Source organism: Leisingera sp. (genome assembly GCF_034669605.1).
Classification (GTDB): Bacteria; Pseudomonadota; Alphaproteobacteria; order Rhodobacterales; family Rhodobacteraceae; genus Leisingera.
In genome coordinates this window covers 15,153-40,050 of the sequence record NZ_JAXMOX010000011.1, presented here as the reverse complement: position 1 = coordinate 40,050, position 24,898 = coordinate 15,153, and the positions used below count along the sequence as shown (strand labels likewise).

22 protein-coding genes, 1 tRNA gene and 2 pseudogenes are annotated in these 24,898 nt (G+C 59.8%); 10 read left to right on the top strand and 15 right to left on the bottom strand.

What is annotated here, in order from left to right; all coding sequences use genetic code 11:
• Positions 1–494, bottom strand: a pseudogene (locus VOI29_RS02605) (MFS transporter); the annotation flags it as partial.
• A gap of 158 nt (positions 495–652) precedes the next feature.
• Between VOI29_RS02605 and VOI29_RS02600 the strand changes: the two are divergent.
• Positions 653–1,249: a DNA-3-methyladenine glycosylase 2 family protein gene (locus tag VOI29_RS02600; protein ID WP_323775880.1), complete on the top strand. Its 597-nt coding sequence runs from the start codon at positions 653–655 to the stop codon at positions 1,247–1,249.
• Positions 1,246–1,911 carry an alpha/beta hydrolase gene (locus VOI29_RS02595; protein WP_323775879.1) on the top strand — a complete coding sequence of 222 codons (666 nt, stop codon included), beginning with the start codon at positions 1,246–1,248 and terminating at the stop codon, positions 1,909–1,911. The genes VOI29_RS02600 and VOI29_RS02595 overlap by 4 nt, the downstream gene beginning before the upstream one ends.
• A gap of 94 nt (positions 1,912–2,005) precedes the next feature.
• Here VOI29_RS02595 and VOI29_RS02590 read toward each other — a convergent pair whose 3' ends face one another.
• Both VOI29_RS02590 and VOI29_RS02585 read right to left on the bottom strand, forming a co-directional pair.
• The gene (locus tag VOI29_RS02590) at positions 2,006–2,428 is read right to left on the bottom strand and encodes a VOC family protein (RefSeq protein WP_323775878.1); all 423 of its coding nucleotides are present in this window, start codon (positions 2,426–2,428) and stop codon (positions 2,006–2,008) included.
• 12 nt (positions 2,429–2,440) lie between these two features.
• On the bottom strand, positions 2,441–3,094 hold the full coding sequence (locus VOI29_RS02585) for a pseudouridine synthase (RefSeq protein ID WP_323775877.1): 654 nt from the start codon (positions 3,092–3,094) through the stop codon (positions 2,441–2,443).
• A gap of 228 nt (positions 3,095–3,322) precedes the next feature.
• On the opposite strand from VOI29_RS02585, the gene VOI29_RS02580 reads away from it, so the two are divergent.
• Positions 3,323–3,907, top strand: a complete 585-nt coding sequence (locus VOI29_RS02580; protein ID WP_027258957.1) for an HNH endonuclease — start codon at positions 3,323–3,325, stop codon at positions 3,905–3,907.
• Positions 3,908–4,091: 184 nt separating this feature from the next.
• Here the strand turns inward: VOI29_RS02580 and VOI29_RS02575 are convergent, their stop codons facing one another.
• From VOI29_RS02575 to rocF, 3 genes and pseudogenes are all read right to left on the bottom strand, one after another.
• Positions 4,092–5,138: an ornithine cyclodeaminase gene (locus VOI29_RS02575; RefSeq protein WP_323775876.1), complete on the bottom strand. Its 1,047-nt coding sequence runs from the start codon at positions 5,136–5,138 to the stop codon at positions 4,092–4,094.
• Positions 5,135–5,344: pseudogene (locus VOI29_RS02570) on the bottom strand (arginine deiminase-related protein); the annotation flags it as partial. The gene VOI29_RS02575 and the pseudogene VOI29_RS02570, both read right to left, overlap by 4 nt.
• 143 nt (positions 5,345–5,487) lie before the next feature.
• Positions 5,488–6,414 (bottom strand): arginase, encoded by a 927-nt coding sequence (gene rocF / locus VOI29_RS02565; protein ID WP_323775875.1) that lies wholly within the window; start codon positions 6,412–6,414, stop codon positions 5,488–5,490.
• Positions 6,415–6,527: 113 nt separating this feature from the next.
• Here rocF and VOI29_RS02560 point away from each other — a divergent pair, with 113 nt between their 5' ends.
• A complete protein-coding gene (locus VOI29_RS02560; RefSeq protein WP_323775874.1) occupies positions 6,528–6,953 on the top strand; it encodes an Lrp/AsnC family transcriptional regulator in 426 nt (141 codons plus the stop codon).
• 61 nt (positions 6,954–7,014) lie between these two features.
• Here VOI29_RS02560 and VOI29_RS02555 read toward each other — a convergent pair whose 3' ends face one another.
• Positions 7,015–7,482 carry a disulfide bond formation protein B gene (locus tag VOI29_RS02555; RefSeq protein WP_323775873.1) on the bottom strand — a complete coding sequence of 156 codons (468 nt, stop codon included), beginning with the start codon at positions 7,480–7,482 and terminating at the stop codon, positions 7,015–7,017.
• 2 nt (positions 7,483–7,484) lie between these two features.
• Positions 7,485–8,063 (bottom strand): YqaA family protein, encoded by a 579-nt coding sequence (locus VOI29_RS02550; protein WP_323775872.1) that lies wholly within the window; start codon positions 8,061–8,063, stop codon positions 7,485–7,487.
• Between the two features lie 163 nt (positions 8,064–8,226).
• Here VOI29_RS02550 and VOI29_RS02545 point away from each other — a divergent pair.
• A tRNA-Leu gene (locus VOI29_RS02545) sits at positions 8,227–8,312 on the top strand.
• 115 nt (positions 8,313–8,427) lie between these two features.
• Here the strand turns inward: VOI29_RS02545 and VOI29_RS02540 are convergent.
• From VOI29_RS02540 to VOI29_RS02530, 3 genes are all read right to left on the bottom strand, one after another.
• A complete protein-coding gene (locus VOI29_RS02540; protein WP_323775871.1) occupies positions 8,428–9,093 on the bottom strand; it encodes a class II aldolase/adducin family protein in 666 nt (221 codons plus the stop codon).
• 16 nt (positions 9,094–9,109) lie between these two features.
• The gene (gene mtnA, locus VOI29_RS02535) at positions 9,110–10,216 is read right to left on the bottom strand and encodes an S-methyl-5-thioribose-1-phosphate isomerase (protein WP_323775870.1); all 1,107 of its coding nucleotides are present in this window, start codon (positions 10,214–10,216) and stop codon (positions 9,110–9,112) included.
• A 135-nt stretch (positions 10,217–10,351) separates the two neighbouring features.
• The gene (locus VOI29_RS02530; RefSeq protein ID WP_323775869.1) at positions 10,352–11,197 is read right to left on the bottom strand and encodes a neutral zinc metallopeptidase; all 846 of its coding nucleotides are present in this window, start codon (positions 11,195–11,197) and stop codon (positions 10,352–10,354) included.
• A gap of 352 nt (positions 11,198–11,549) precedes the next feature.
• Between VOI29_RS02530 and VOI29_RS02525 the strand changes: the two genes are divergently transcribed.
• Both VOI29_RS02525 and VOI29_RS02520 read left to right on the top strand, forming a co-directional pair.
• Positions 11,550–12,629 (top strand): efflux RND transporter periplasmic adaptor subunit, encoded by a 1,080-nt coding sequence (locus tag VOI29_RS02525; protein ID WP_323775868.1) that lies wholly within the window; start codon positions 11,550–11,552, stop codon positions 12,627–12,629.
• Positions 12,630–12,632: 3 nt separating this feature from the next.
• A complete protein-coding gene (locus tag VOI29_RS02520) occupies positions 12,633–15,758 on the top strand; it encodes a multidrug efflux RND transporter permease subunit (RefSeq protein WP_323775867.1) in 3,126 nt (1,041 codons plus the stop codon).
• An 87-nt stretch (positions 15,759–15,845) separates the two neighbouring features.
• On the opposite strand, the gene VOI29_RS02515 is transcribed toward VOI29_RS02520, so the two are convergent.
• Entirely contained in the window at positions 15,846–16,115 is a 270-nt protein-coding gene (locus tag VOI29_RS02515) for a hypothetical protein (protein ID WP_323775866.1), read from the bottom strand.
• A 442-nt stretch (positions 16,116–16,557) separates the two neighbouring features.
• On the opposite strand from VOI29_RS02515, the gene VOI29_RS02510 reads away from it, so the two are divergent.
• The 3 genes from VOI29_RS02510 to VOI29_RS02500 all read left to right on the top strand — a co-directional run bounded on the left by VOI29_RS02510 (position 16,558) and on the right by VOI29_RS02500 (position 20,672).
• Positions 16,558–17,523: a TAXI family TRAP transporter solute-binding subunit gene (locus VOI29_RS02510; protein ID WP_323775865.1), complete on the top strand. Its 966-nt coding sequence runs from the start codon at positions 16,558–16,560 to the stop codon at positions 17,521–17,523.
• A gap of 111 nt (positions 17,524–17,634) precedes the next feature.
• Positions 17,635–20,244 (top strand): TRAP transporter permease, encoded by a 2,610-nt coding sequence (locus VOI29_RS02505; protein ID WP_323775864.1) that lies wholly within the window; start codon positions 17,635–17,637, stop codon positions 20,242–20,244.
• Positions 20,241–20,672 carry a universal stress protein gene (locus VOI29_RS02500; RefSeq protein WP_323775863.1) on the top strand — a complete coding sequence of 144 codons (432 nt, stop codon included), beginning with the start codon at positions 20,241–20,243 and terminating at the stop codon, positions 20,670–20,672. The genes VOI29_RS02505 and VOI29_RS02500 overlap by 4 nt, the downstream gene beginning before the upstream one ends.
• Before the next feature lie 27 nt (positions 20,673–20,699).
• Here VOI29_RS02500 and VOI29_RS02495 read toward each other — a convergent pair whose 3' ends face one another.
• Genes VOI29_RS02495 through VOI29_RS02485 form a run of 3 tightly spaced genes read right to left on the bottom strand, consistent with a single transcriptional unit; the run spans position 20,700 to position 24,809 of the window.
• A complete protein-coding gene (locus tag VOI29_RS02495; protein ID WP_323775862.1) occupies positions 20,700–21,749 on the bottom strand; it encodes a lipocalin-like domain-containing protein in 1,050 nt (349 codons plus the stop codon).
• Positions 21,739–24,156, bottom strand: a complete 2,418-nt coding sequence (locus VOI29_RS02490) for an FtsX-like permease family protein (protein WP_323775861.1) — start codon at positions 24,154–24,156, stop codon at positions 21,739–21,741. The genes VOI29_RS02495 and VOI29_RS02490 overlap by 11 nt, the downstream gene beginning before the upstream one ends.
• On the bottom strand, positions 24,153–24,809 hold the full coding sequence (locus VOI29_RS02485) for an ABC transporter ATP-binding protein (RefSeq protein ID WP_323775860.1): 657 nt from the start codon (positions 24,807–24,809) through the stop codon (positions 24,153–24,155). Before VOI29_RS02485 ends, VOI29_RS02490 begins: the two co-directional genes overlap by 4 nt.
• Between the last annotated feature and the right edge of the window lie 89 nt (positions 24,810–24,898).

Below are 24,898 nucleotides of genomic sequence, written 5' to 3'. Positions count from 1 at the left end.
CTGGTGGCCTTTACAACCTGCGGGCCGATGATGGCGGCCGCAAGCCCGCCTGCCATGACATAGGAGATCGCCTTGGGACGGAACGCCTCGGACGCGGTGTCTGCAGCGGCAAAGCGGTAGAAGCCATGTGCGCTCATATAAACGCCTGTCAGCAGGCTGCCGATCAGAAAGATGGGAAAGGAGCCAAGGTACAGACCGTAAGCCCCGACCAGTCCGCCAAGTGCGCCAAAGGCCGCTCCTGCAAAAAAGCCCGCCCGGCGGCCCCAGCGCTGCATAACGGCTGAGACCGGAGTGGCCGCCAGCATTGATCCGGCTACGATCAGCGAGATCGGCAAGGTGGCAAAGCAAGGGTTTGACGCCAGTGACTGCCCGGCCAAGCCGCCAACAATGAAAATCATCGGCATCTGAGCGCCGAGGAGTGCCTGGGCCAGCACCAGGATGGCAACGTTTTTTTTGGCGACTGTGTCGCTGGGGGTGGTCATGCTCATGGTCATGTGGGATGCGTAGCCGTGAATATGTACGGGAGCAAGCCAGCGGGCTTGGCCTTGTGATCACGGTTTCTTTCAACTGCCAGTAATCAGAGGGTAACGTGGCGTCAAACGGACCGACATTCCTGCCAGGGGTGGGCCGGATTATCCAATGCAGCGCCTGCGTGACTGAGGGCGCGGAATGGCTGGCCGCGCACGACAGCCGGTTTGCCGACGCATTGAAACTGACCGGTCCATTACCGCTGCGCCGCAAGCCGGACGGGTTTGCCGAGCTGTTGAGCGCGATTGTGAGCCAGCAGGTGAGTGTGGCCTCCGCCAAGGCGATCTGGGCGCGGATGAAAGACGCCAAGCTCACCGGGCCGCGTGAGATTCTGCGAGCCACTGATGATGATCTGCGTACGGCGGGCCTCAGCCGCCAGAAAATTCGCTATGCCCGGGCCCTGGCAGATGCACCCATTGATTTCAATGCCTTAAGGGGCGCTCCGGACGCAGAGGTGATTGCACGTCTGGTTGAGGTCCCGGGGATCGGTGTTTGGACGGCTGAGATCTATGCGATGTTTTCGCTGGGCCGGGCCGATGTCTTTGCCTCTGGCGACCTAGCCTTGCAGGAGGCGGCGCGGCTGCTGTTTGATCTTCCGGACCGCCCCACGGACCGCGAGCTGCGGCAAATGGCCGAAGACTGGTCGCCTTGGCGATCGGTTGCGGCGCGCACCCTGTGGGCCTATTACCGGATGGCGAAGGACAGGGAAGGGATCCGATGACTCGTGTACTCAATGCCGGCCGCAAGGAACCGGTTTCCGGGAGCATCCGCTCAATTGTGGTGTTTCTGCACGGCTATGGTGCCAACGGCGCCGATTTACTGGGGCTGGCGGATCCCTTGGGCGAGCATTTACCGGATACTCTGTTTGTTGCCCCGGATGCGCCCGAGGCCTGTGCCGGCGCTCCGATGGGTTTTCAGTGGTTCCCGATCCCCTGGATCGACGGTTCTTCGGAAGAAGAGAGCATGCGCGGCATGCAAGCTGCTGCCGAAGATCTGAATGCCTTTCTGGATGCACTGATGGTGGACGAAGATGTGCTGCCGGAACAGGTTGTTTTGTTCGGCTTTAGCCAAGGCACGATGATGAGCCTGCAAGTTGCGCCGCGGCGCGAGGACGCGGTGGCCGGGATTGTTGCTTTCTCCGGCCGCTTGCTGGCGCCTGAGCTGCTGCAGGATGAAGCCGTGTCCAGGATGCCGGTTTTGCTGGTGCATGGGGATCAGGACGATGTGGTGCCGGTGCAATCTTTGCCGGACGCCGCGGAAGCGTTGCAGAAAGCCGGTTTTCAGGATGTCTTTGCCCATATTCAAAAGGGCACAGGCCACGGAATAGCTCCCGATGGGTTAAGCGTGGCGCTGGCGTTCATGCGCGATAAGCTGGGGCTCTGAACTGTCAGGCGTGCCGCAACATCCATGCTCAGAAATTTGGCCGGAAAGCGTGAGTTTTCCGGGGCGCAGCAGCCATTTCAGGAAGCCCGGCAGTTCACGGGGTCCAGAGATGCGGCTCGGCGATTTCGACAGAATTCCCGGCGGGGTCCCGGAAATAGATTGAATGCGCTCCGCTAGGCCAATCGAACTCGGCCTCTATTTCCACTCCTGCGGACATCAGCCGCGCACGCATCTGAAGCAATTCTTCGCGTGGCTGCGCGAAACACACATGGCCAGGGCCGCGGGCGCCATGCGGCGGCACCGGCAAGCGCGGATTACCAGGCAGTTTTTCGGTTTCCGCAGCGTTGAAAATCAGCAGTACCGATGTTCCGCAGCGAAAGAAGACGTGTCTGTCACCGATCCGTTGGATGCGCTCCAACCCCAGGATCCGGCCGTAGAAGTCTTCGGCCGGGTCCAGATCATCCACATAAAGCGCAGCTTCCAGAATGGCGTTGGGGGCGGGGGCTTGCGATGGCATGCTGACAGAATATCAGCGCCGCCGCGGCCTGTCACTTGCCGGCGGCCGTGGCGCAGATGCCTTGGGTTTGCGCGGTGGCTTCCGAGAGGGCTTAGGGGGACCTGGGACCTTTGGCGGTTCAAGATCGTTCCATGCTCCCTGTGCAAGCCCGTCCAGTGTCCAGGCGCCAATGCTGTAGCGGATCAGCCGAAGCGTAGGATGACCGGCCGCTGCCGTCATCCGCCGAACCTGTCGGTTGCGGCCTTCACGAAGGGTAAGCTCGATCCAGCTGTCGGGGACGGTTTTCCGCACTCTGACTGGCGGCGTCCGGAGCCAGAGGCCCGGTGGCTCATCAATCACCCTTACCTTGGCGGGCTTGGTCTTTCCGTCTTTAAGATCAATACCTTCCGCAAGCCACTTGAGAGCCTGAGCGTCAGGAATGCCTTCTACCTGAACCCAATAGGTCTTGTCCATCTTGTGCTTCGGATCGGTGATCCAGGACTGCAGCCGGCCATTGTCGGTCAGCAGCATCAGCCCCTCGCTGTCGCGGTCAAGGCGGCCTGCAGCATAAACGCCGGGGCAGTCAATGTAACCGCTCAGCGTGGCCCGCGGACTGTCCTGGCTGCTGCGGTCGGTGAACTGGGGCAGGACGTTATAGGGTTTGTTGAAGCGGATCAGACGGGTCATGACTGGGCAATAAGCGGCTGGCAGCGGCAAGGCAAGAGGGCCGCGCCGCAGCAGCTTGTGGATAACTGTCACCCCGCTGACACGGAATCAGCTTAGACAGCTCCCGACATATTGTGGATCATCAGGGCTTGTCAGGCGCTAACCACGATATATAGTCAAGATAAGCTGGGGCGGGTTCCCCGCTCTGGTTCCGGGAAACGGAAGATCAGGGCGAGGAAGACGTTCACAATGGATGGCGATTTCAGGGCAGAGTTTGTCAGATCTCCAGGGGCGCTGAAACAGCACCCCGCGCTGGTACTGAATGCGGATTACCGGCCACTCTCTTATTACCCACTATCCTTGTGGTCCTGGCAGGACGCGGTCAAGGCGGCCTGGCTCGACCGGGTGGCCATTGTGGCAGAGTATGACGAGGTGGTGCACAGTCCGAGTACCGAGATCCGAATACCCTCTGTGGTGGTTCTGAAAGATTATGTAAAACCTCAAAAGCGCGTTGCCTTCACGCGCTTTAATTTATTTTTGAGGGATGAGTTCCACTGCCAGTACTGCGGCAGCAAGGGAGAGCTGACCTTTGATCATGTGGTGCCGCGTGCGGCCGGCGGGGTGACAAGTTGGGAAAATGTGGTGGCAGCTTGCAGCCCCTGCAACCTCAAGAAGGGTTCCAAATCGCTGCACAGGGCCGGTATGTCGTTGCGCAAACCGCCGCGGCGGCCGGGCGCTGAAGAGTTGCGAAATACCGGGCGCAAGTTTCCGCCCAACCATCTTCATGACAGCTGGATGGATTTCCTCTATTGGGACACCGAGCTGGACGCTTGAGGAACACTCCCCAAGTAATTGCAAAAATATGGTTTCCGGCCTCTCCGCCTATGCCTTTTGCCTTGAAAGGGCAGACGCTCAAGTCCCTTGGGACACTGTCATCACACGCCGCAGTAGGCGGCGATCAGACTGAAAGGCCGGACGTGCCGGCGGCCGCGGGGGAACGGGCGCCCTTTGCATTGAATCAGTTTTTCGCGCGCTGGAGCATGCCAAACAAATCGCGCGGATCGTCCGGATCTGCGAGCATGTCCAGCTCGATGAAATAGTCAGTGCCTTTGATGCGGTCGCGGATATAACGCAAGGCCGAAAAATCCTCGATAGCAAAGCCGACGCTGTCGAACAGGGTGATCTGCCGGTCACCGGTGCGGCCCTGTTTCCGACCCGAAATCACTTCCCACAGCTCAGTGACGGAAAAGTCTTCCGGCCTCTGCTGGATTTCGCCCTCGATACGGGTTTGCGGCGGGTATTCGACAAAGACGTCAGAGCGGCCGAGGATGCCGGCTGCCAATTCCGTCTTGCCCGGGCAGTCGCCGCCAATTGCGTTGATATGCACACCGCTGCCGACCATGTTGTCGGTCAGGATAGTGGCGTTTTGCTTGTCCGCGGTGCAGGTTGTGAGGATCTGGGCACCTTCAATGGCTTCTTCCGGAGTTCGACAGGACACAACCTCAATGCCCAGGCCTTCAAGGTTTCGAGCACATTTCGCGGTTGCAGCAGTGTCTTTGTCATATAGGCGCACGGATTTCAGGCCTATAATCGCCTTCATCGCCAGTGTTTGGAACTCCGACTGGGCACCATTGCCGATCATTGCCATCGTGGTTGAACCTTTAGGCGCCAAATACTTGGCCGCCATTGCTGAGGTTGCCGCGGTACGGAGAGCGGTCAGAATGGTCATCTCGGTCAGCAGCACCGGGTATCCGGTGTAGACATCTGCCAGCAGGCCGAAAGCGGTGACAGTTTGCAGGCCTTCGGATGTGTTCTTGGGATGGCCGTTCACATATTTGAATCCATAGGCCTCGCCGTCCGAGGTTGGCATCAGCTCAATCACACCGACATCAGAATGGCTGGCAACACGCGGGGTCTTGTCGAACAGTTCCCAGCGTTTGAAATCGTCTTCGACATAGCCTGCAAGATCCCGCAGGATCTGTTCGATGCCGATGTGATGAACGAGGCGCATCATATTGTCGACGCTGACAAAAGGCACCAGTGCTTTTTCTGAAGGCTGTGTCATGCGGAAGTCCTTTCACGGGGGCTGAGGTGGATGCCTGTCAGCATGCAGCGCACCGACCCGCCTGCGGTTTCGATGGTGGGGATGGTCAAGGGCAGCGGCTCGGCGCTCCGCTCGATTTCTGCAATCTGCTCCGGACGCAGTGCGTCCAGCGCCTTGACCGAAAGTGCAAGAATGCGTTTTTTGCCAGTGGGTACTACCGCGCTGCCGAAATCAGCCAGAGCCTGCGCTGAAATTGTTCCGCTAAGACTGTTTGCCAGTATTTGAAAGGCGTTTCCGCCCTGTGTTTCCGTATTTGAGCGGAACTGGTGCGGCCACATTATGACCACCGCAGGAGGGGCCTGCAGGCTGGTCACTGGTAGCTCCGTGTCGGGCGGTCAAAGACGCGTCGGCCCAGAGCCGAGGCGCAGAGATCCACCATCAAATGCGCTGTGCGGCCCCTTTCATCCAGAAACGGGTTCAGTTCAACCAAATCCAAAGAGGTCATCAGCCCGGAGTCATGCAGGATTTCACAAACCAGATGCGCTTCGCGGACTGTGGCGCCGCCCGGAACCGTGGTGCCAACTGCCGGGGCGACAGAGGGGTCCAGGAAATCCACGTCTAGCGAGACATGCAGCATGCCATTGGCCTCGGCGACTTGTTCAAGGAACCGGTTCAGAGGGCCGGCGATACCGTTCTCATCGATATGGCGCATGTCATGGGTGCAGATAGAGCTGCCTTCCAGGGCAAGCCGTTCCTGGGCGTCGACAGATCGCAACCCGATCATGCAGACGTTCTCCTGCGGCACCGGGTTGGTAACTTCAGGAAAGCCGTCGAACCCGTTGCGGCCTGTGAAATATCCAACTGGCGTGCCATGCAGGTTACCGCTGTCCGACGTATCCGGTGTGTGGAAATCGGTATGCGCGTCCAGCCACAGAACAAACAGCGGGCGGCCAGCCTTGGCAGCATAGTTTGCAACACCTGCAACGGAGCCGAGCGAGAGCGAGTGATCGCCGCCCAGGAAAACGGGAAGGCCGCCCTCCAGAGCATTTTCAGCTGCCTGAGCAAGGCGCGACGTCCAGCCGATGGTCTCATTGCGGGCAAAGACCAGCCCGTCGTTGGCATCGGGCGCATAGGGGGCTGGGGTCAGGTTTCCCAAGTCCTCAACCGTATGGCCAAGACTTTCCAGCGCGGCAGTAATCCCGGCAGTCCGGAATGCGTCGGGCCCCATCAGGCAGCCGGCCCGGCGTTTACCACTGTCCACCGGCGCGCCAATTAGGATGCAATGTTGTGAAGTCACCGTTTCGGCCTCTCAAAAAAATAAACTTTCCTCCTAGAAACCTCCGATATGAGATAGATTCCAGCATACATTTTGCTCATAAAGGTCAGTGGATGGTCGAATTGGAGTGGAAAATGGACAAAACGGATGAGCGGCTGGTGTCAGCTCTTCGGCATAATGCGCGGGCGTCGCTGTCAGATCTGGCACTTGAGCTGAACCTGTCGCGCACCACGGTGCGGGCCCGGATTGAGCGGTTGCAGGCGCGCGGGGATATTCTGGGGTTTACCGTAGTGCTGAAAGAAGACGTGCTGCGGGATCCGGTCCGGGGATTGATGCTGATCGGGATCGAAGGCCGCGGCACCAACCGGATCACCCGGCAGTTGCAGGGGCTTCCAGAAGTCCGGGCAATTCATACCACCAATGGGCGCTGGGATTTGATTGTGGTGCTTGGCACCGAAACACTGGAAACGTTAGACACGGCTTTGGCAAAGATCCGCACCTTCGAGGGGATTGTGAGCAGCGAGACGAACCTGCTGCTGGCGACAAAAAAAGACAGCTGAAATTCGGAAATATTGCAGTCATGCCATTTGGTTGTAGCCTTCACTTCAGCTTACCTGACGGTTAACCCTGTTTGCGGGCACGGTTAGCCGCCGCAAACCAAAGCAGCGCCAAGCCAAAAGAGACAATGGCGTTCCAGCTGGCCATAGACAGTGACAGCATTTCCCATGGCGCCTCATCACAACGTACCAAGGGGGCAGCCATGATCTGGTCCAGCAACTGATCCGGGGATAGGCCGCCAATCGGACCGGACGTGCAAGTGGACGGGCCTTCCCACCAGCCACGTTCAACCCCGGTATGAAATGCGCCAACGCCTGCAGTGGCCAGCGCCGCCAGCGCTCCCAGATAAGGCAGCAGCGCTCCCGGAATGATCAGTGCCAAAACGCCGATGCCGGCCGCGGCGGCATGCGGGTAGCGCTGCCAATAGCAAAGTTTGCAGGGCGCCATCTCGCCAATGTACTGGAACCCCAGCGCACCCAACAAAAGCGCGGCAGAGCCGCCAGCCGCGAGGAGGATCAGAAAACGATGCATGATCAGATGAACCTTACCAGCAGGAAGCCGCCAAACAGGACAACCATGAAGGCTGTGAAAACCAGGCTCAGGCGGTGTTCAATAAAATCGCGGATTGGGACTCCGAACTTCCAGAGCAACCCGGCGACGATGAAAAAACGCAATGCGCGTGCAAGGATAGAGGTGGCAATGAAGGTGCCGACCGGCATGCCGGTCCAGCCCGACATAATGGTTATGACTTTATAGGGGAACGGTGTGATGCCGGCGCCCAGCACAGCCCAGAATCCAAAATCGTTAAAGCGCGTGTTGAACTCCGCGATGGCATCGCCTTTGCCCATCACCTCCAGCACAGGCTGGCCGATGGCCTCGTAGAAGAACGCTCCGATCGCATAGCCAAGCACGCCGCCGGCAACCGAGGCCGCCAGTGCGACCAACGCAACCAGCCAGGCGCGGGACGGGCGGGCGAGGATCATCGGGATCATCAGCACATCCGGCGGGATCGGAAAGACGGAGCTTTCGACAAAGGCGACAACGGCCAAGCACCAAAGCGCCTTGGGGTGATCGGCCAGGGCCATCGTCCGGTTGTACAGCGGTTTCAGCATTCAGTGCCCTGCATCCTCAACGGGTTTTGCAAGATGAGGTGGCATGCGCGCTGCGTTCCGTCAACCTTTGCTGCGCGGAATTCGCCACAGGCCGTTTTTTCGGCAGGGAAGAGCATTTTTGCCTCTGGACCTTGGCGTCTGGCTTGGCTAGGAACAGGACGTGGCCCAAGTGGCGGAATGGTAGACGCAGGGGATTCAAAATCCCCCGCTGGTGACAGCGTGCCGGTTCGAGTCCGGCCTTGGGTACCAATAAAAACAAAGGCCTGCAGCAAGTTCTTACTGCAGGCCTTTGTATATTTATTTTTCCGATTCAACTGAAAGCTCTCGCATTCACGCACTGCTTTTGCCTTTAGACTGTGCAAGATCAGCGGCTGTCTTTCAGGCCGTAGTCCGCGAAGGCCGCGATTACCTCCTGCATTTCGGTTTCTGTCAGGATGTGCGGCTCACCTATTGTCAGGCTCGTCGCATAACCCTTGGCCAAAGCTTCCAATTCCCCCAGGCGCCATAGCGCGCGCGGCAGGCTTTCGCCGGTGGCTACAGCGCCATGGTTTGCCATCAGGCAAGCGCTGCGGTTTTCCAAAGACCGAGTGATATTATCAGACAGCAGCTGGCTGCCGAACAGCGCATATTCTGCCACCGGCACATCGTTGCCGCCAAAGGCCGCGACCATATAGTGGCAGGCAGGGATAGGCTGACGGTTTATCGCAAGAGCGCTGCAATAGACGGGGTGCGCGTGAACCACTGCGTTGACAGCGGGCTTGGCCCGCAGAATGGCAAGGTGGAAAGGCCATTCAGTCGATGGTTTCAATTGCCCCTCCGGCCATCGGCCAGCGTCCAAAGGGATCTTCACCAGATCCTTGGGCGTCATCTTTTCATAGGGCACGCCAGAGGGTGTGATCAGCACCATATCGCCCGCGCGCACCGAGATATTGCCGGAAGTGCCCTGATTGATGCCGGTGGCATTCATCTCCAGGCAGGCGTCGATCACAGCCTGCCGCAGCCCGGGGCTGTCTTGATATGGAGGTTTCACACAGAATCCTCCGGTCTCAGGCGGTTCTGACGGCGGCCATGTCCGGAAACAATCCGGCAAGTCCGTCTTCGGAGGCATCGCAGATCCCGCGTTCGGTAATCAGGCCGGTGACCAGCCGGTTCGGGGTCACGTCAAAGGCGGGGTTGCCGCCTGATGTGCCGTCCGGGGTTACCTGCACCGCATCGATCGCACCATCCCCGTTCTTGCCTTGCACATGGGTGATTTCACGCTCGCTGCGGTCTTCGATCGGAATTTCGGCAACGCCGTCCGAGACGGTCCAGTCGATTGTCGGCGAGGGCAGGGCGACATAGAAGGGCACGCCATTATCCTTGGCCGCCAGGGCCTTCAGATAGGTACCGATCTTGTTGCAGACATCGCCGCGGCTGGTGGTGCGGTCGGTGCCAGTGATCACCAGATCCACTTGGCCGTGCTGCATCAGGTGGCCGCCGGCATTGTCGGTGATATAGCTGTGGCTGATGCCGTGGCTGCCCAGTTCCCAGGATGTCAGCGCGCCCTGATTGCGCGGACGGGTCTCATCTACCCAGACATGGATCGGGATGCCCGCGTCATGCGCCTGGTACATCGGGCTGGTGGCAGTGCCCCAATCGACGGTTGCAATCCAGCCGGCGTTGCAATGGGTCAGCAGCCGGACCGGTTCGCCCGCGAGTTTCTGTGCGGCGATTTGTTTGATCAGCTCCAACCCGTGCGCGCCGATGCTGCGGTTGATTTCCACATCTTCGTCTGCGATTTCATGGGCCAGGGCCAGCGCGGCGTCAGCCCGCTCACCTGTTGCCAGCGGCCGTAGGCGGTTGCGGCACCGGTCCAGCGCCCAGCGCAGGTTGATGGCAGTGGGGCGGGTGGCGTTCAGATAGCTCCAAGCCTGATCCATCGCCGCATCGGACGGATCCAGCCGCATTGCCAGCGCCATGCCATAAGCCGCAGTGGCCCCGATCAACGGCGCACCGCGGACCCGCATTTCGACAATTGCCTCGGCAAATTCCTGCAGTGTATTCACCTGCTGGATGCGGAAGTCATGCGGCAGCCAGCGCTGATCAATGATCTGCAGCGCGTCCTTGTCATGATCCCACCACAGGGATCGGTAATGCGTACCATCTACTTTCATCTGGCTGTCTCCCTAGTCCGGCGGCTCAGCGCGAGGTGCCGGAATCGACCCGATTTACGGGTCCGGCCTAGCGCCGCCTGCGGGATTAGACAACCATCTGCACGGGGAGAATTCAACGATCGGCCGGCAGCCGCGTCAGAGTGAGGCGGCCTTGAATGTATCGCAAGCGCCCAATTCCCCAGTTTCATACCCGCGGGCAAACCAAGCCTGCCGCTGCGCACTGGTGCCGTGCGAGAAGGTGTGCGGTTGCGGCGCCCGGCCTGCGTTGCGCTGCAGCGTATCGTCGCCGATTTGTTTGGCGGCGTTCATCGCTTCGCTGATGTCCCCCGGTTCCAGCGTGCCCAAGTCATCACGTGCGTAACGGGCCCAAACCCCGGAGAAACAGTCGGCCTGCAGCTCGGTGCGCACGGAAATCGCATTGGATTCCACTTCGCTCACCTGCGCACGGTTCCGTTGCGTTTCGCCCAGGATGCCGAGTTCATTCTGCACATGATGGGCAACCTCATGGGCGACAACATAGGCGGCGGCGAAATCGCCGCCCGCACCCAGCCGCTGGCTGAGCGTGGTGAAAAAGGCCGTGTCGAGATAGACTTTCTCATCAAGCGGGCAATAAAACGGACCGGAGGCGCCGGACGCCGCGCCACAGGGCGATTGTGTCACACCCTTGAACAAGACCAGCACCGCCGGGTCGTAAGGCCGCTCCAGCTGCTGTTCAAAAATCTCGGTCCAGATCTCCTCAGTGTCTGCCAGGGTCACGCTGACAAATTCCGCGGCCTTCTGGTCGGCTTCAGTGACCGGTGCGGGCTGGCGGCTTTGCGGCGCTGACCCTTGCAGCAGGGGCGTGAGGTCGACGCCCAGAAAGGCCCCGACGACAACAATTAAGACTGCCCCGGCACCGCCGATCCCTGCGGTTCTGCCTGTGAGCCCCCGGCCGCGCCGGTCCTCGATATTCCGGCTTCCACGGCGCCCTCTCCATCGCATGTCATCCTCCTAGGTTTCAGGTCTATCGGCATCTCGGGGTCAGATAGCGGTGCATAAGCGGCAATCAATGGATGCTTCGCAGGCGGGGCAGTCCGCCCGGTCTCCATTAGGGCAACCCCTGTTGCGCGCCAAAGGTTCCACTCGCAGCCCTATCGCGCCAACAGGCTTGCGGATATGGTGAGCAGCTTATTCAATGGAAGGAGTTTAACATTGGCATTGATGGCGGTCTGAGCCGTCCGCGCAGTCATTTTTTACATAGTTTCGAAATTGGAAGGGGCAGAGCATGGCACGAAACTGGATTAAGAACCTGTCCGGGGGAGCCGGACTTGCAATTATAGCGGCGGCGGGCCTGATGCTTGCAGGACCTGCCGCCGCCCAGCAGGCCGCGGCGCCCAAAGTTTCCGTGGTGCAGGCTGTCATCAAGCCGATCAAGGACACGGCGACTTTTATCGGCCGGGGAGAGGCAATCGACAAGGCCGACATCATGACGCGTGTCAACGGTTACCTGGAGGAGGTTCTGGTTGCGGACGGCGCCGAAGTGAAAAAGGGCGATGTGCTGTTCCGAATTGAACGCAGCGCTTTTGAGGCGGTGCTGGAAAGCCGCAGGGCGGAGCTGGCGCAGGCAGAGGCCAATCTCGAGCTGGCCTCGCTGGACCTGGCCCGCAAGCAGAAGCTGTTTGAACGCGGCTCGGTCCCGGAGGCGGACCGGGATACGGCCAGCGCCAATGAGCAGGTGGCCGAAGCCCGGGTGCGCGCCGCAGCAGCTGCAATCCGGCAGGCCGAGCTGGACCTGAGCTATACCGAGATCCATGCGCCGTTTTCCGGCCGTGTCGGGCGCGTCGAGGTCAGCATCGGCGATGTCGTCAGCCCCGGCGGCGCGGCTTTGGTTAACATCGTGCGCGAAGCGCCGGTTTACGTGTCCTTCTCGCTCAACGAAAAGCAATTCGTCGAAATCCTCCAGAATCTCGACTCGCAAGGCATCGACCGGTCCGACACTGAAGCCGCGCCGGAAGTGTTCGTGGTCCTCCCCAATGGGGCCGAGCTGAAGGAAAAGGGCCGGATCGCCTTTGCCGGCAACCGGGTTGATCCGGCAACCGGTGCTGTCACCGTGCGGGCGCAGTTTCAAAACGATCACCGGCTGATCCTGGACGGCGCCTTTCTGACCGTCGGCCTTCAATCGCAAGAAGCAGTCGACCGGATCATCATCAGCCAGTCCGCAATCCAGCGCGATCAGCAGGGGCCGTTTGTTCTGGTAGTGGATGATCAGAACCAGGTAGCCCAGCGCTATATCGTCACCGGCGATGTGCAGGGTACCGGAATCATTGTGCTGGATGGGCTGACAAACGGGGAAACTGTTGTGGTCGAAGGCCTGCAAAAAATTCGTCCCGGTGTGGAAGTGGATCCGGTGCTGGCCGGGCAGGCAGGAGAATAAGCGATGTTTTCCTCAATCTTCATCTCGCGGCCGAAGTTCGCGATTGTCATCTCCCTGGTGCTGACGGTCATGGGGGCGATTGGCTATTTCGCGCTGCCCGTGGCGCAGTTCCCTGAAATCACCCCACCGGTGGTGAACGTCACCGCAAATTATCCCGGTGCCAATGCTGAAACCGTTGAAAAGAGTGTTGCTGCGCCGATCGAGGCGCAAGTCAACGGGGTGGATGGAATGCTTTATATGTCCTCCACTTCAGCTGACAACGGCGGCTATTCTCTCGCTGTGACCTTTGAGGTCGGCACTGATGCCGATATCGCCTCGGTCAACGTGCAGAACCGGGTGGCGCAGGCAACGGCGGCCCTTCCTGCTGAAGTTACGGCAAACGGTGTGGTGACTCAGAAAAGTTCTTCCAACATGCTGCTGGCCGCGGCCCTGACATCCCCCAACAGCTCGTATGACAACGTCTTTTTGTCGAACTATGCCGCAATTAATATCAAGGATGCTCTGGCGCGGGTCGATGGCGTGGGCAAGGCGGATATCCTGACCAACTTTGAATACGCCATGCGGGTCTGGCTGGACCCGAATAAGATGGCAGGCCTCGGCATTTCGCCCGGTGACGTGATCAACGCAGTGCGTGAACAGAATATCGAAGTCTCCGCCGGGCAGGTGGGCGCGCCGCCGGTGCCGGGTGATCAAGTCTTTCAATACACCATCAAATCCAAGGGCCGCTTGACCGAAGTCAGCGAGTTCGAGGACATCGTCATCCGAACCGGTGACGGCGGCAGCACTGTCCGGCTGAGAGATATTGCCAAGGTGGAACTGGGGGCCTCCAACTACAGTTCCTCGGGCTATCTGGACGGCGTGCCGGCGACCATCCTGGCCGTCTACCAGTCTCCAGGCGCCAATGCGCTGGCGGTGTCCGAGGCTGTGCTGGCAGAGTTAGACCGGATGTCGGCGGATTTCCCGGACGACGTCGCCTATTCGGTGCCATTCAACACCACAGATTTTGTAGAACAGTCGCTGAATGACGTTATTTCCACCCTGATGATGACCTTTGCGCTGGTGATCTCGGTGGTGTTCATCTTTCTCGGCTCTTTCCGGGCGACTATTATCCCGGCGGTGGCCATCCCGGTGTCCCTTATCGGGACATTTGCCTTCCTGCTTATGCTTGGCATGTCGCTCAACACCATATCGCTGTTTGCCCTGGTGCTGGCGATCGGCATTGTTGTGGATGACGCTATCGTGGTGGTGGAGAACGTCGAACGGATCATTGCCGAGGAGGGGCTGCCCCCGGCTGAGGCCACCCGCAAGGCGATGGAGCAGATCACCGGCCCGGTGATTGCAACCACGCTGGTGCTGCTGGCGGTGTTTGTGCCGGTCACCTTCATGCCAGGAATCACCGGCAAGCTTTATTCGCAGTTTGCGGTGACCATTTCGGTTGCGGTTGTGATCTCCTCGGTCAACGCGCTGACGCTGTCACCGGCCCTCTGTGCCATTGTGCTCAAGGCGCGCTCCGCCCCGCCAAAAGGTCTGCTGGCCCTGTTCGAAAGCATGATCGGCGGCGTACGCAGCGGGTATTTGAGTATCGTCACCCGGATGCTGCGCCTGCCGGTGATCGGGCTTGCCATCATCGCGGCGGTGGCCTTTGGCACCGGCAGTATCTTCACCGCCACCTCCAAAGGCTTCCTGCCAGCCGAAGACAACGGCTATCTGTTTGTGGACGTCCAGTTGCCCGACGCCGCGGCGCTGGGACGGACAGAGAGGGTAACCGGGCGGATTGACCAGCAGATCCGGAAGATTCCCGGTGTCCAGGGCACCGTTCTGGTCAATGGGTTCAGCCTTCTGAACGGGACGGGAGCCAATGGCGCAATGATCATAGCTACCCTTCACCCCTGGGATGAACGGCAATCCGAGGCACTGCACCCCGATTCCATCCTTGGTCAGATCTACGGCATTGCCAATGGGGAAGCCGCAGCCAGCATCGTCGCCTTCAACCCGCCGCCGATCTCGGGGCTTGGCATGTCCTCAGGTGTGGAAATGGCAATACAGCAGACGGCCGGCGGCACCCCGCAGGACCTGGCGCAGGCGGTCGGCTCGCTGGTCTATTCCGTTAACCAGCACCCGGAAATCGCCCAGTCCTATACCACCTTCCGGGCCAATGTGCCGCAGCTGTTTGTCGATCTGGACCGGGAGAAGGCAAAGACGCTGAATGTACCGATTTCGGAAGTGTTCCAGACCATGCAGGCGCATCTGGGATCCTATTACGTCAACGACTTCAACCTGTTCGGCCGCGTTTACAAGGTGATGCTGCAGGCCGAGGGCACTTATCGCGACAAAATCGAGGATATCGGTGGCCTATATGTGCGGACGCAGTCAGGTGACATGGTTCCGCTGTCGACCCTGATTGAAGTGGAAAACGTGCTGGGACCGGTGCTGCTGAAGCGGCACAACATTTTCCGGTCGGCCACTGTCACCGCTGTGCCAGCTGCGGGTCTGTCCACCGGCGACGCCATCCGGGTGATGCAGGATGAAGCCGCGATGGCGCTGCCGCCGGGCTATGCCTTTGAGTGGACCGGCACTGCACAGCAGCAGCTGGACTCGGCGGGTCTGGTCACAGTGATTCTGGCAATGGCAGTACTGTTCGGCTATCTGTTCCTGGTCGCGCAATACGAAAGCTGGACGATGCCGGTGGCAATCCTGCTTTCGGTGATCGTGGCTCTGTTCGGAGCGATTGCGGCGGTGGCAATCGCCGGCAACGACATCAACCTCTACACGCAAATCGGGATGATCATGCTGATTGGCCTGGCGTCGAAAAACGCTATTCTGATTGTCGAGTTCGCGATGGAGCAGCGCGCCGCGGGTCTTTCGATCCGCGATGCCGCGAAGGAAGCCGCCAAACAGCGTTTCCGTGCGGTGATGATGACAGCACTGTCCTTCCTGCTGGGGGTGGTACCATTGCTGGTTGCCTCGGGTGCCGGCGCCGCCAGCCAGCGTGCCATCGGCATTGCCGTCTTTGGGGGCATGCTGGCCGCAACCGTGGTTGGCGTCATTGTGGTACCGGTGCTGTATGCGATGATGCAGGGCATGCGTGAACGTATCAAAGGCACGGCGGCCGCCCAACCGGCAGAGTAAAACGGCCAGCCCCGCCAATAGTACTGGCGGGGCTGTATCTTTCATCCGACCGCAGGTCCGGCAGGGCTTGCGGTGATTAGCCGGTCATCAGGCGAAGCGCGCGCGCAGGCCGCGGTCATGGGCCGCAGACAAAATCAGATCCCATTTCCGCGGCGTGCAGCGGAACTCCGGCTCCACGTCGCAGGTCAATGGCGCATTTGCCTCGCTGGGTATCATTCTGGCCGCGGCAGAAACGCACCGCTCCAAAGCCCAGAAATCCGTCAAAGACGGGTTGTCAGTAATCACTTGGCTCAAAAGCATTGCCGTAAGCTCCCCGTTAATGCTGTTGCCTTGCAAATTTTTGATACGGCGGATCAATTTTTATGCGGTGCGTATTAGCGTCATCCGGATGATTTGTCACCTGGATGTTTTTCATGCCGCCGCAAAACTGTAAAAACCTGTCCAGCATAGCAGGTTAAGGTGATGGGCGCTGTGTCCTGCCTGCCGGAAGAATCGCGTCTCTCTCTATTCTCACTGCAAGAAAAAAAATGCACAGGTGATGGGCTACACCCGGACATTGAAGGGGAAAATTCCCTAACCGTCGTCAATCAAGAGAAAAATGCGGTTTTTGAGGGGTGCGTCAATAGATAGCACCCTTGACTTGACAGAGTGCCAGTGAAACCCTTCTGCACGTGCAAAATAATCCGCACACGCCCAGTCCGGCATGCCGATTTCTGTGGCCGTGCAGTGACAGAAGAATCGCTTTCACTGCTTTCCGCGCCGGGCTGCAAATCATAAGACAAGTGGGAGAGACTTGATCATGAAACACACCAAGTTGGCTATCGGTGCATTGGTGGCGGCAGCCTTTTCGGCGCCCGCAGCGTTTGCTCAGGAATACATCACCATCGGCACTGGCGGCGTGACCGGTGTTTATTACCCGACCGGCGGCGCCATCTGCCGTCTGGTGAACAAGGGCCGCAAGGAGCATGGTTTCAAATGCGCCGTCGAATCCACCGGCGGTTCGGTGTACAACATCAATACCATCCGCGAAGGCGAACTGCAGTTCGGCGTAGCCCAGTCTGACTGGCAGTACCATGCCTATAACGGCTCTTCCAAGTTCGAGGAAGCAGGTCCGTTCGAAGGCCTGCGCGCCGTATTCTCAGTGCATCCTGAACCCTTCACCGTTGTGGCCCGTGCCGACGCCGGCATTTCCACCTTTGATGACCTCAAAGGCAAGCGAGTCAACATCGGCAATCCGGGCTCCGGCCAACGCGGCACCATGGAAGTGCTGATGGAAGCCAAGGGCTGGGGCATGGAAGATTTCGCCCTGGCAACCGAGCTGAAGGCGGCTGAACAATCCGCAGCGCTGTGCGACAACCAGATCGACGCCATGATCTACACCGTTGGCCATCCCTCCGGTTCGATCCAGGAAGCCTCTACCGCCTGTGACTCGGTTCTGGTCACCGTGGACGGCGAGGCGGTGGAAAAGCTGGTAGGCGACAACTCCTTCTACCGCACCGCCACCATCCCCGGCGGCATGTACCGCGGCACGGATGAGGACGTGAAGACCTTTGGCGTGGGCGCGACTTTTGTGACCTCGGCAGACGTCTCCGAAGATGCGGTTTATGCGGTTGTCAGCTCGGTGTTCGAAAACTTCGAGGCGTTTCAGAAGCTGCACCCGGCCTTTGCCAACCTGAAGCCGGAAGAGATGATCGCGGACGGCCTGTCGGCACCGCTGCATCCCGGTGCCGCAAAGTACTACACAGAAAAGGGCTGGATCGAGTAATCCACCCAACAAAAGGAACGGGGCGCATTTGGCGCCCCGTTTTGCCTGAGGCCACTGCCCAGGCTATAAAATTCAGGCCCCGGGAAACGGCGGCCTTAGGGGAGATTATCCATGGCATCCGATGCACAGGGAAATCGGCCGCTCAGCGAAGAAGAGCTTCAGGAACTTGTCGCGTCCTCAGACGCAGGCGCCCGCAATCCGGTAGGAAGCGTGGGGCTGTTCCTGGCAATTGTCGCAGTCATCTGGTCGGTATTCCAAGTCGTTCTGGCTTCACCCGTTTCCAACCTGCTGCTGCCCGGCAGTGTGGTGAACAATTCCCGGCAAATCCACTTGGCCTTTGCCATTTTCCTGGCCTACGCCGCCTATCCCGCGCTGAAGTCCAGCCCGCGGAGTTACATTCCCATTCAGGATTGGATCTTCGCGCTGGCCGGAACCGTAATCGCGATGTACGGCTATATTTTTTATCAGAAGATCGTTGATTCCGGCGGGCTTGCCGATGATATGGATAAGTGGTTTGCACTGGCGGGCCTGATCCTGCTGTTTGAGGCTGCCCGCCGTGCGCTTGGCCCGGCGATGGCGATTATCGCAACCATATTTCTTGCCTATGTGTTCTTTGGCTCCTCCGAATGGGTGCCGGAAGTTATACGCTGGAAGGGCGCCAGCCTCAAAAAGGCTATGAGTCATATGTGGATAACGTCCGAGGGCGTGTTTGGCATCGCCTTGGGTGTTTCCACAAAATTTGTCTTCCTGTTCGTGCTGTTCGGCGCGCTGCTGGATAAGGCTGGGGCAGGCAATTACTTCATCAAGATGGCCTTTGGCGCCCTTGGCCACCTGCGTGGCGGCCCGGCCAAGGCGGCGGTTGTTGGCTCTGCCGCAACAGGTCTGATCTCCGGCTCCTCGATTGCCAATGTGGTCACCACCGGCACTTTCACCATCCCGCTGATGAAACGGGTGGGCTTCACCAGCGAACAGGCCGGCTCGGTCGAGGTGGCGTCCTCGGTGAACGGCCAGATCATGCCGCCGGTGATGGGCGCTGCCGCCTTCCTGATGGTGGAATACGTGGGCATCTCCTATGTCGAGGTGATCACCCATGCCTTTCTGCCGGCCGCGATCTCCTACATCGCGCTGGTCTATATCGTGCATCTGGAGGCGGTGAAGCGGAACATGCCGACGCTGGGCAACCGGGTGGTCTCCATGGGCCGGACCATCGGCGGCATGGCACTGTTCTTTGCCGGCTTTGCTGCCCTTTGCTATGGCGTGCAGTACCCGGTCAAGTGGATCACTGCAGCGATGCCGGGCGCCTCCGGGCTGACACTGTCGGTACTGGTGTTCGCGGCTTACGTAGCTCTGCTGTGGCTTGCCGCCGGCGTCGATGACCTGGTGCCGGATGACCCGAACGCCAAGGAGGTCGAATTGCCGGTAGTGGGCGAGATCTATAAGGCGGGCCTGCATTACCTGCTGCCGATCATCGTGCTGGTCTACTTCCTGATGATCGAACAGAAGTCGCCGGGCTTGTCGGCCTTTTGGGCAACCGCGCTGCTGTTTGTGATCCTGCTGACCCAGAAACCGCTCAAGGCGATTTTCCGTGGCCAAAGCAATATGGCCAATTCCTTCCTGGAAGGCGTCCACGATCTGTGGAACGGGCTGATCGACGGTGCCCGCAACATGATCGGCATCGCGCTGGCCACGGCCACAGCTGGCGTGATCGTGGGCACCGTGACATTGACCGGTGTCGGGCAGGTGATGTCCGAACTGGTCGAATTTGTCTCGGGCGGCAACCTGATTTTGATGCTGGTGATGGTGGGTATCTTGTCTCTGGTTCTGGGCATGGGGCTGCCAACCACCGCCAACTACATCGTTGTCAGCTCTCTGATGGCCGGTGTAGAAGTGGAGCTCGGCGCCCAGTCCGGGCTGATCGTGCCGCTGATTGCGGTGCATCTGTTTGTGTTCTACTTTGGCATCATGGCAGATGTGACGCCGCCGGTGGGGCTGGCAAGCTTTGCGGCTGCGGCTGTGTCGGGCGGCGATGCCATCCGCACCGGCTTCACCGCCTTTTTCTACAGCTTGCGGACCGTGGCGCTGCCGTTTGTGTTCATCTTCAACACCGATCTCCTGCTGATTGATGTGAACTGGATACAAGGCATTCTTGTCGCCATATCAGCCACCATCGCCATCCTTGTCTTCACAGCCGGCACCATGGGTTATTTCGTTAGCCGCAGCCGGATTTATGAGAGTGTGCTGCTGGTCTTTGCCGCCTTCGCCCTGTTCCGGCCGGACTTCTTCATGGACCGGATGATGCCGCCCTATGCCGAAGTGCCGCCGGCCCAGCTGGTTCAGGCCTTGGATGAGGCTGAGGCGGGTGCGGAGTTCAGGATCACGGTCGAAGGCCCTGATTTCGATACCTCCGAGATTAAAAGCACAACAATGATCCTGACGGCCGATGGCACTGGCGGTCAGCAGGCGCTGGATGCTTATGGCCTGCTGCTGCTGGAGGAAGACGGCTTTACGAAGCTGGACGAGCCGATGTTCGGCACCCCGGCGGCGCCCAGTTTGGAGAGTTTTGATTTCTATGCCGATGAACCCGTGCAGATCGCAACGATCCAGGCTCCGGCCAGCCAACTGCCCAAGGAGCTGATCTTTATGCCGGCGCTGCTGCTGGTCGCGCTTGTTGCGCTGATGCAGCGCGGCCGTGCGCGTGAACAAAAAGGAGTCCCAGCATGAACAAACCCGTTCTATGCGCCCTGGAATTGAGTGACCAAGCGTCCGACGAAAAAGTTTTGTCTCAGGCGGCCCGGCTGGCGGAGCTGGACGGTGCCCAGCTGGATGTCGTCAATGTGCTGCCTGATTTTGGCGAGAGCTGGGTGTCGGGCTTCTTTGAGGAGCACCACCATCAAAAAGCGGTCAAGGACGCCACCCAGCGGCTGCGTGAACTTTGCACCAAGGTGCTGGGAAAGGAGCGCAACGCTAAGGTGCGCCACCTGGTGGCCACCGGCAAAGCGTATCAGGAAATCCTGAAGGTAGCTGAAACGGCGGGCAGCGGGCTGATTGTGATCGGGGCACACAAGCCGGATCTCAAGGATTACTTGCTTGGTCCGAATGCAGCCCGGGTGATCCGGCATTCGGATTGCTCGGTCTTTGTGGTTCGCTGAAGAAATCAAGGGCGCCTGCGGGCGCCCTTATTCGTAGCCGGTCATCTCAAGGTAGCCCTTGCCGGAGTGGCTGCCGCTGACTGACACCGGCCCTTCCCAGTAAGAAAATGTGGTTCCCATCCAGCTTTTCGGATTAAGTGCCTGAACCTCAATGGAAACACCCTTTTCTGGCAGGCTTGCATGCCAGCGTGTGGGAACTTGCCGGCCCTGCACATCGCTCGCAGCCAGTGCCTCGGCGTAAAAGGCTCCAGGCGCTAGCGGCTCTGCTTTTCCATCTGCAGTTATCCATGTGCCTGACGTGAAATCACCGCGTTCGCCACGCAGCACAAATCCCATCAGCTTGTCTCCGCTGTCAAAGCTGAGAGAGAACCAGTCCCAGCCGCTTTGATCCTCGGCCAGAGGCTGGCTTGACCATTCCCGGTCCATCCAGCCGCGCCCCGTCACGGCAATGGGTCCGCCAGGCAGATCAAGCGTTCCGGACACCTGATAATGCGGTTGAGAATAATAATAGCTGGCTTGGCCGCTGGCGGATTTCACGGAATAACCATCCTCTCCATGCAGCGCGAGCGGGCCGTCAGCGAAGAGCTGCAACTCATAAGAAAACTCTTGTCCCGAAGCCGTTATCTCCATCCTTTCAATAGCCTCTCCGGTGGAGCGCATCTGCCAATCGCCGATCCAGGCATCGAAAGGATCAGCCAAAACCCCAGCCTGACCCACACCTCCGCGGGCTATGCGTTCGGCGAACAGGTGCTGATCCGGCGCAGTCACGGCAGCGTGGGCCATCCAGATTTGCGGGCTTTGCCAGCCCTCGGCCTCTCCCGGTGCCAGGGCGGAACGGAACAATGTCCACTGGATGCCGTAATCGTTGCCGCCGGTGTCTGTCAGGTTGGCGGTTAAGTACCACCACTCGATGCGGAAATCCGGATGGGCACCATGATCCCGGGGAAAAGACAGCTGGCCGCCAAGCTCTGGAACTGAAAATCCGCCGGCCTCAGTTCCTAGCCCGGCATAACCTTGCGGCAGGGCTTCAGTGGCCCAGCCTGCGATGAAAATCGTCAAAACGGATCTAACGTTCATTGGCAAACACCTTGAGCAATTCAGCCGGGTCCAGGCGGCTGAGCCGGCGGGCGGGCAGGGCGGCCGCCACCGCCGCGGCCAGCAGCGCCAGCAGGATAAGCCGCAGCCAGTCGCCTGGAAACAGATGCATCGGCAGCTTCCAGCCAAAAGCTTCAACATTGATCACGGCCAGCAGCGCCCAGGCCAGAACAAGCCCCAGCGGCAGGGCCAGAACCGCGGTGAACGCGGCCAGAAGAAGGCTGCGCAGGATTTCAGCACCGGCCAGCTGGCGGCGGCTGAGCCCCATCGCCCAAACCGGTGCAAGCTGCGGCAAACGCTGACTCCATAAGGTAAGCAGGCTGGTCAGCATGGCAAACCCGGCCACCCCCAGCGTCAACAGGTTCAGCGCGGAGGTTATGGTAAATGTCCGATCAAAGATACTGAGGGACCGAGCCTTGATGCCCGCTTGGTCGACGATGTTTTCCCGCGGTATTTCAAACACTTCACGAATGGAGCTGACAATTTCCGGCACATCTTCGGCAGGCAGCCGCAGCCCGAACTGCCGGTTGGGAATATCCGGTTCGCGGTCCAGCAATGCAGCGAGGGAAGTGATCACCTGGCCATTCGGGTTGCCGTAATCGGAATAGATCCCGGCAATGGTCAGCTCCCAATCCGGTGCCAGGGCCAAGGAAAGCCCGGGGCTAAGGTCATGACGGCGGGCGAATTGTTCATTGACCAGCAGAGCTTCTCCAGCGGCGACACGGTCCCAGACGCCGGGCAGTGCCTCCAGCAGCGGCCAATTCAGCCGGTAGGTTTCATCATCCGCAACGCCGTAAACCCGCAACGGCGCGCCCTTGTAGCGGATTTCACTGCGCCGGATTGGCAGAACGGTTATGCCCTGATCCTCCAGCCACTGCGTCAGCCTCGTTCCTTGTTGATCACTGACTGCAGTCACATAAACCTCGGCTGCCAGGCGTTGGTCCAGCCAGCCAATGAAGGTTAGCCTGAAGCTGGAAACCATTGTTCCGACCCCAATATTCGTCGCCAACGCCAAAAGCAGGGCCATCAGGGCAAGCGACATCCCGGGCAGTTGTGCCCGGGTATCGGCCCAAAGCCATTCGGTAAAGGGACGTGTGCTCAGCCGCGCCCCGATCCGCAGACCGGTGGCGATAAGCAATGGCAGCACCAGTGCCGCCCCAAGCATAAGCCCGGACAAAAAAACAAACCCTGCAAGAAGACCTTGAAAGAGAGCGATGATCGCAATCCCAGCGAGTATGCATAGGGCACCTGCGCAGGCCGCCGCCTTATGCGACCTGATTGCTTGCTGCCCGCGGGCCTGGGGTGCGGGTGCGGCCAGCAGGGGCATCCGCCATAAGTCGTATAGCGCCTGCGCCCCGGCCAGAAACGTCCCGCTGCAGGCCATTGCCAGCCCGGATAAGACCCACTCCAGGCGCAAGCCGAGGCTGCCGTCCACCGCGGCGCCGTACAGCCCGGCTAGTGTGGCCTGAACATCCGGCAGCAGCGCCGCAGCGACCAGATAGCCGCCGGCCAGCCCGGCAGTACCGGAAATCAACGCGACAACCGCAAGCTCTGCTGCAAGCAGCACCACCAGAACCCGCATAGGAACACCCAGCCCGCGCAGGGTCCGGATCATGCCCCGGCGCTGCTCCAGGCTGAGACTGATGGTCCCTTGAACGATGAACAGCCCGACAGCAAAGGATAACAGGCCGAAGGCCGTCAGGTTGAGGTGGAAACTGTCAGTAAGCCGGGCCGTGTCTGCTGCTGCACTGCGGGCTGGAATGCGGATCAGGCCGGGAGCAAGATGTTGAAGTGGTGTCAGGCCGGAAACCTGATCCGGCAGAATGAGCAGGTAGCTGAGACTGTCCGGCTGGCGCAGCAGGCGGCTGGCCAAACTGATGTCAGCAATCAGCACGCCGGGCGGCAATCTGTCCGTTTCGGTTATCGGGTGCTCGCTTTGCGCCGCAGCAAGCATCCGCGCAGTTTCTGGATGCGCAAAGAACCGGCCGGGCGGCAATAACGCATCCAATGCAGGTACGCTGTCCTGCTCCGCTGCCTCGGCCAGGGCTGGAACCAGCGGATGGCTTAGCAGGTCTATACCCATGATATCAAAGCTTTGCCGCTTAAACCTGACAGTGCCCTCCAGCACCGGTGTCAGCTGCCAGCCCGACCGGCGCAAGCTGGCGTACTGCTGCAGCGTGATTGTGCCGCCTTCCGGCGCCAGCCGGTCCGCAGCTGTTGTGCCAAGCTGCTCCGCGGCCCGGGCGTAGCTGGCGCGGGCTTCACCGTTGATTGCCTGAACGGCAGACCAAAGCCCCGTTGCCAGGGCCAGCCCAGCCATCAGCGTCGCAAGTTGCAGAGGATGCCGGCGCCAGTGCGACAGGATTGCACTCAGCGCGGAGCGGATCATACGGTTTGGCCAAGCTGCAGATGAAGACGCTGGTCCAGCATCCCGGCAATGGCGTTGGAATGCGTGACCAGAAACAGGGCCGCGCCGCTTTCCCGGACCAGTTCCAGCATTAGGTCCATCACCGCCGAACTGGCAGTTTCATCCAGGTTCCCGGTCGGCTCGTCCGCCAGCAGCAATTTGGGGCGCAGAGCCAGGGCACGGCCAATGGCAACCCGCTGTTGTTGCCCGCCCGAGAGTTGCTCGGGGTAGCGATCGAGAAGACCGGTCAGGCCAAGGCGGTCCACCAGAACATGCCCCCAATCCGGGTCCCACCGGTTTCCCAACCGTGCATGCAACGAGATATTCTGCCGAATTCTGAGTGAAGGAATTAGATTAAACTGCTGAAAAACCAGTGAAACATCGCGCCTCCTGAGGGCCGCGCGCTGCCGGTCCCTGAGTTTGGAAAGCCGGGTGCCTGCAATTTCAATTTCGCCGCTGTCAAATTGATCCAACGCGCCGGCCAAGTGCAGCAATGTGCTTTTGCCGGAGCCGCTGTCGCCAGTCAGCGCCAGGCTGCTGCCGGCAGCCAGATCCAGTGACACCCCGCGTAACACAGCGGTTTCCGGTGTCTGTCCCGGATAGCTTTTGGTCACGTTGCGGATCTTCAAAACCATCCTGCGGCCCCCTCCTGCACTTCGGTCTTCAATTCCTGCAACGGCACTCAATACCTCTGCCAGGAAGATGTCCAGTGCGGCACAAAGGC

What these genes read in the sequence shown, in the direction of transcription:
- VOI29_RS02495 (WP_323775862.1), bottom strand. Translation starts at nt 21,749, where the DNA reads ATGAACGTTAGATCCGTTTTGACGATTTTCATCGCAGGCTGGGCCACT.
- VOI29_RS02560 (WP_323775874.1), top strand. Translation starts at nt 6,528, where the DNA reads ATGGACAAAACGGATGAGCGGCTGGTGTCAGCTCTTCGGCATAATGCG.
- VOI29_RS02595 (WP_323775879.1), top strand. Translation starts at nt 1,246, where the DNA reads ATGACTCGTGTACTCAATGCCGGCCGCAAGGAACCGGTTTCCGGGAGC.
- VOI29_RS02590 (WP_323775878.1), bottom strand. Translation starts at nt 2,428, where the DNA reads ATGCCATCGCAAGCCCCCGCCCCCAACGCCATTCTGGAAGCTGCGCTT.
- VOI29_RS02485 (WP_323775860.1), bottom strand. Translation starts at nt 24,809, where the DNA reads ATGGTTTTGAAGATCCGCAACGTGACCAAAAGCTATCCGGGACAGACA.
- VOI29_RS02520 (WP_323775867.1), top strand. Translation starts at nt 12,633, where the DNA reads ATGTTTTCCTCAATCTTCATCTCGCGGCCGAAGTTCGCGATTGTCATC.
- VOI29_RS02550 (WP_323775872.1), bottom strand. Translation starts at nt 8,063, where the DNA reads ATGCTGAAACCGCTGTACAACCGGACGATGGCCCTGGCCGATCACCCC.
- VOI29_RS02490 (WP_323775861.1), bottom strand. Translation starts at nt 24,156, where the DNA reads ATGATCCGCTCCGCGCTGAGTGCAATCCTGTCGCACTGGCGCCGGCAT.
- VOI29_RS02530 (WP_323775869.1), bottom strand. Translation starts at nt 11,197, where the DNA reads ATGCGATGGAGAGGGCGCCGTGGAAGCCGGAATATCGAGGACCGGCGC.
- VOI29_RS02510 (WP_323775865.1), top strand. Translation starts at nt 16,558, where the DNA reads ATGAAACACACCAAGTTGGCTATCGGTGCATTGGTGGCGGCAGCCTTT.
- mtnA (WP_323775870.1), bottom strand. Translation starts at nt 10,216, where the DNA reads ATGAAAGTAGATGGTACGCATTACCGATCCCTGTGGTGGGATCATGAC.
- VOI29_RS02585 (WP_323775877.1), bottom strand. Translation starts at nt 3,094, where the DNA reads ATGACCCGTCTGATCCGCTTCAACAAACCCTATAACGTCCTGCCCCAG.
- VOI29_RS02505 (WP_323775864.1), top strand. Translation starts at nt 17,635, where the DNA reads ATGGCATCCGATGCACAGGGAAATCGGCCGCTCAGCGAAGAAGAGCTT.
- VOI29_RS02525 (WP_323775868.1), top strand. Translation starts at nt 11,550, where the DNA reads ATGCTTGCAGGACCTGCCGCCGCCCAGCAGGCCGCGGCGCCCAAAGTT.
- VOI29_RS02580 (WP_027258957.1), top strand. Translation starts at nt 3,323, where the DNA reads ATGGATGGCGATTTCAGGGCAGAGTTTGTCAGATCTCCAGGGGCGCTG.
- VOI29_RS02555 (WP_323775873.1), bottom strand. Translation starts at nt 7,482, where the DNA reads ATGCATCGTTTTCTGATCCTCCTCGCGGCTGGCGGCTCTGCCGCGCTT.
- VOI29_RS02575 (WP_323775876.1), bottom strand. Translation starts at nt 5,138, where the DNA reads ATGACACAGCCTTCAGAAAAAGCACTGGTGCCTTTTGTCAGCGTCGAC.
- VOI29_RS02500 (WP_323775863.1), top strand. Translation starts at nt 20,241, where the DNA reads ATGAACAAACCCGTTCTATGCGCCCTGGAATTGAGTGACCAAGCGTCC.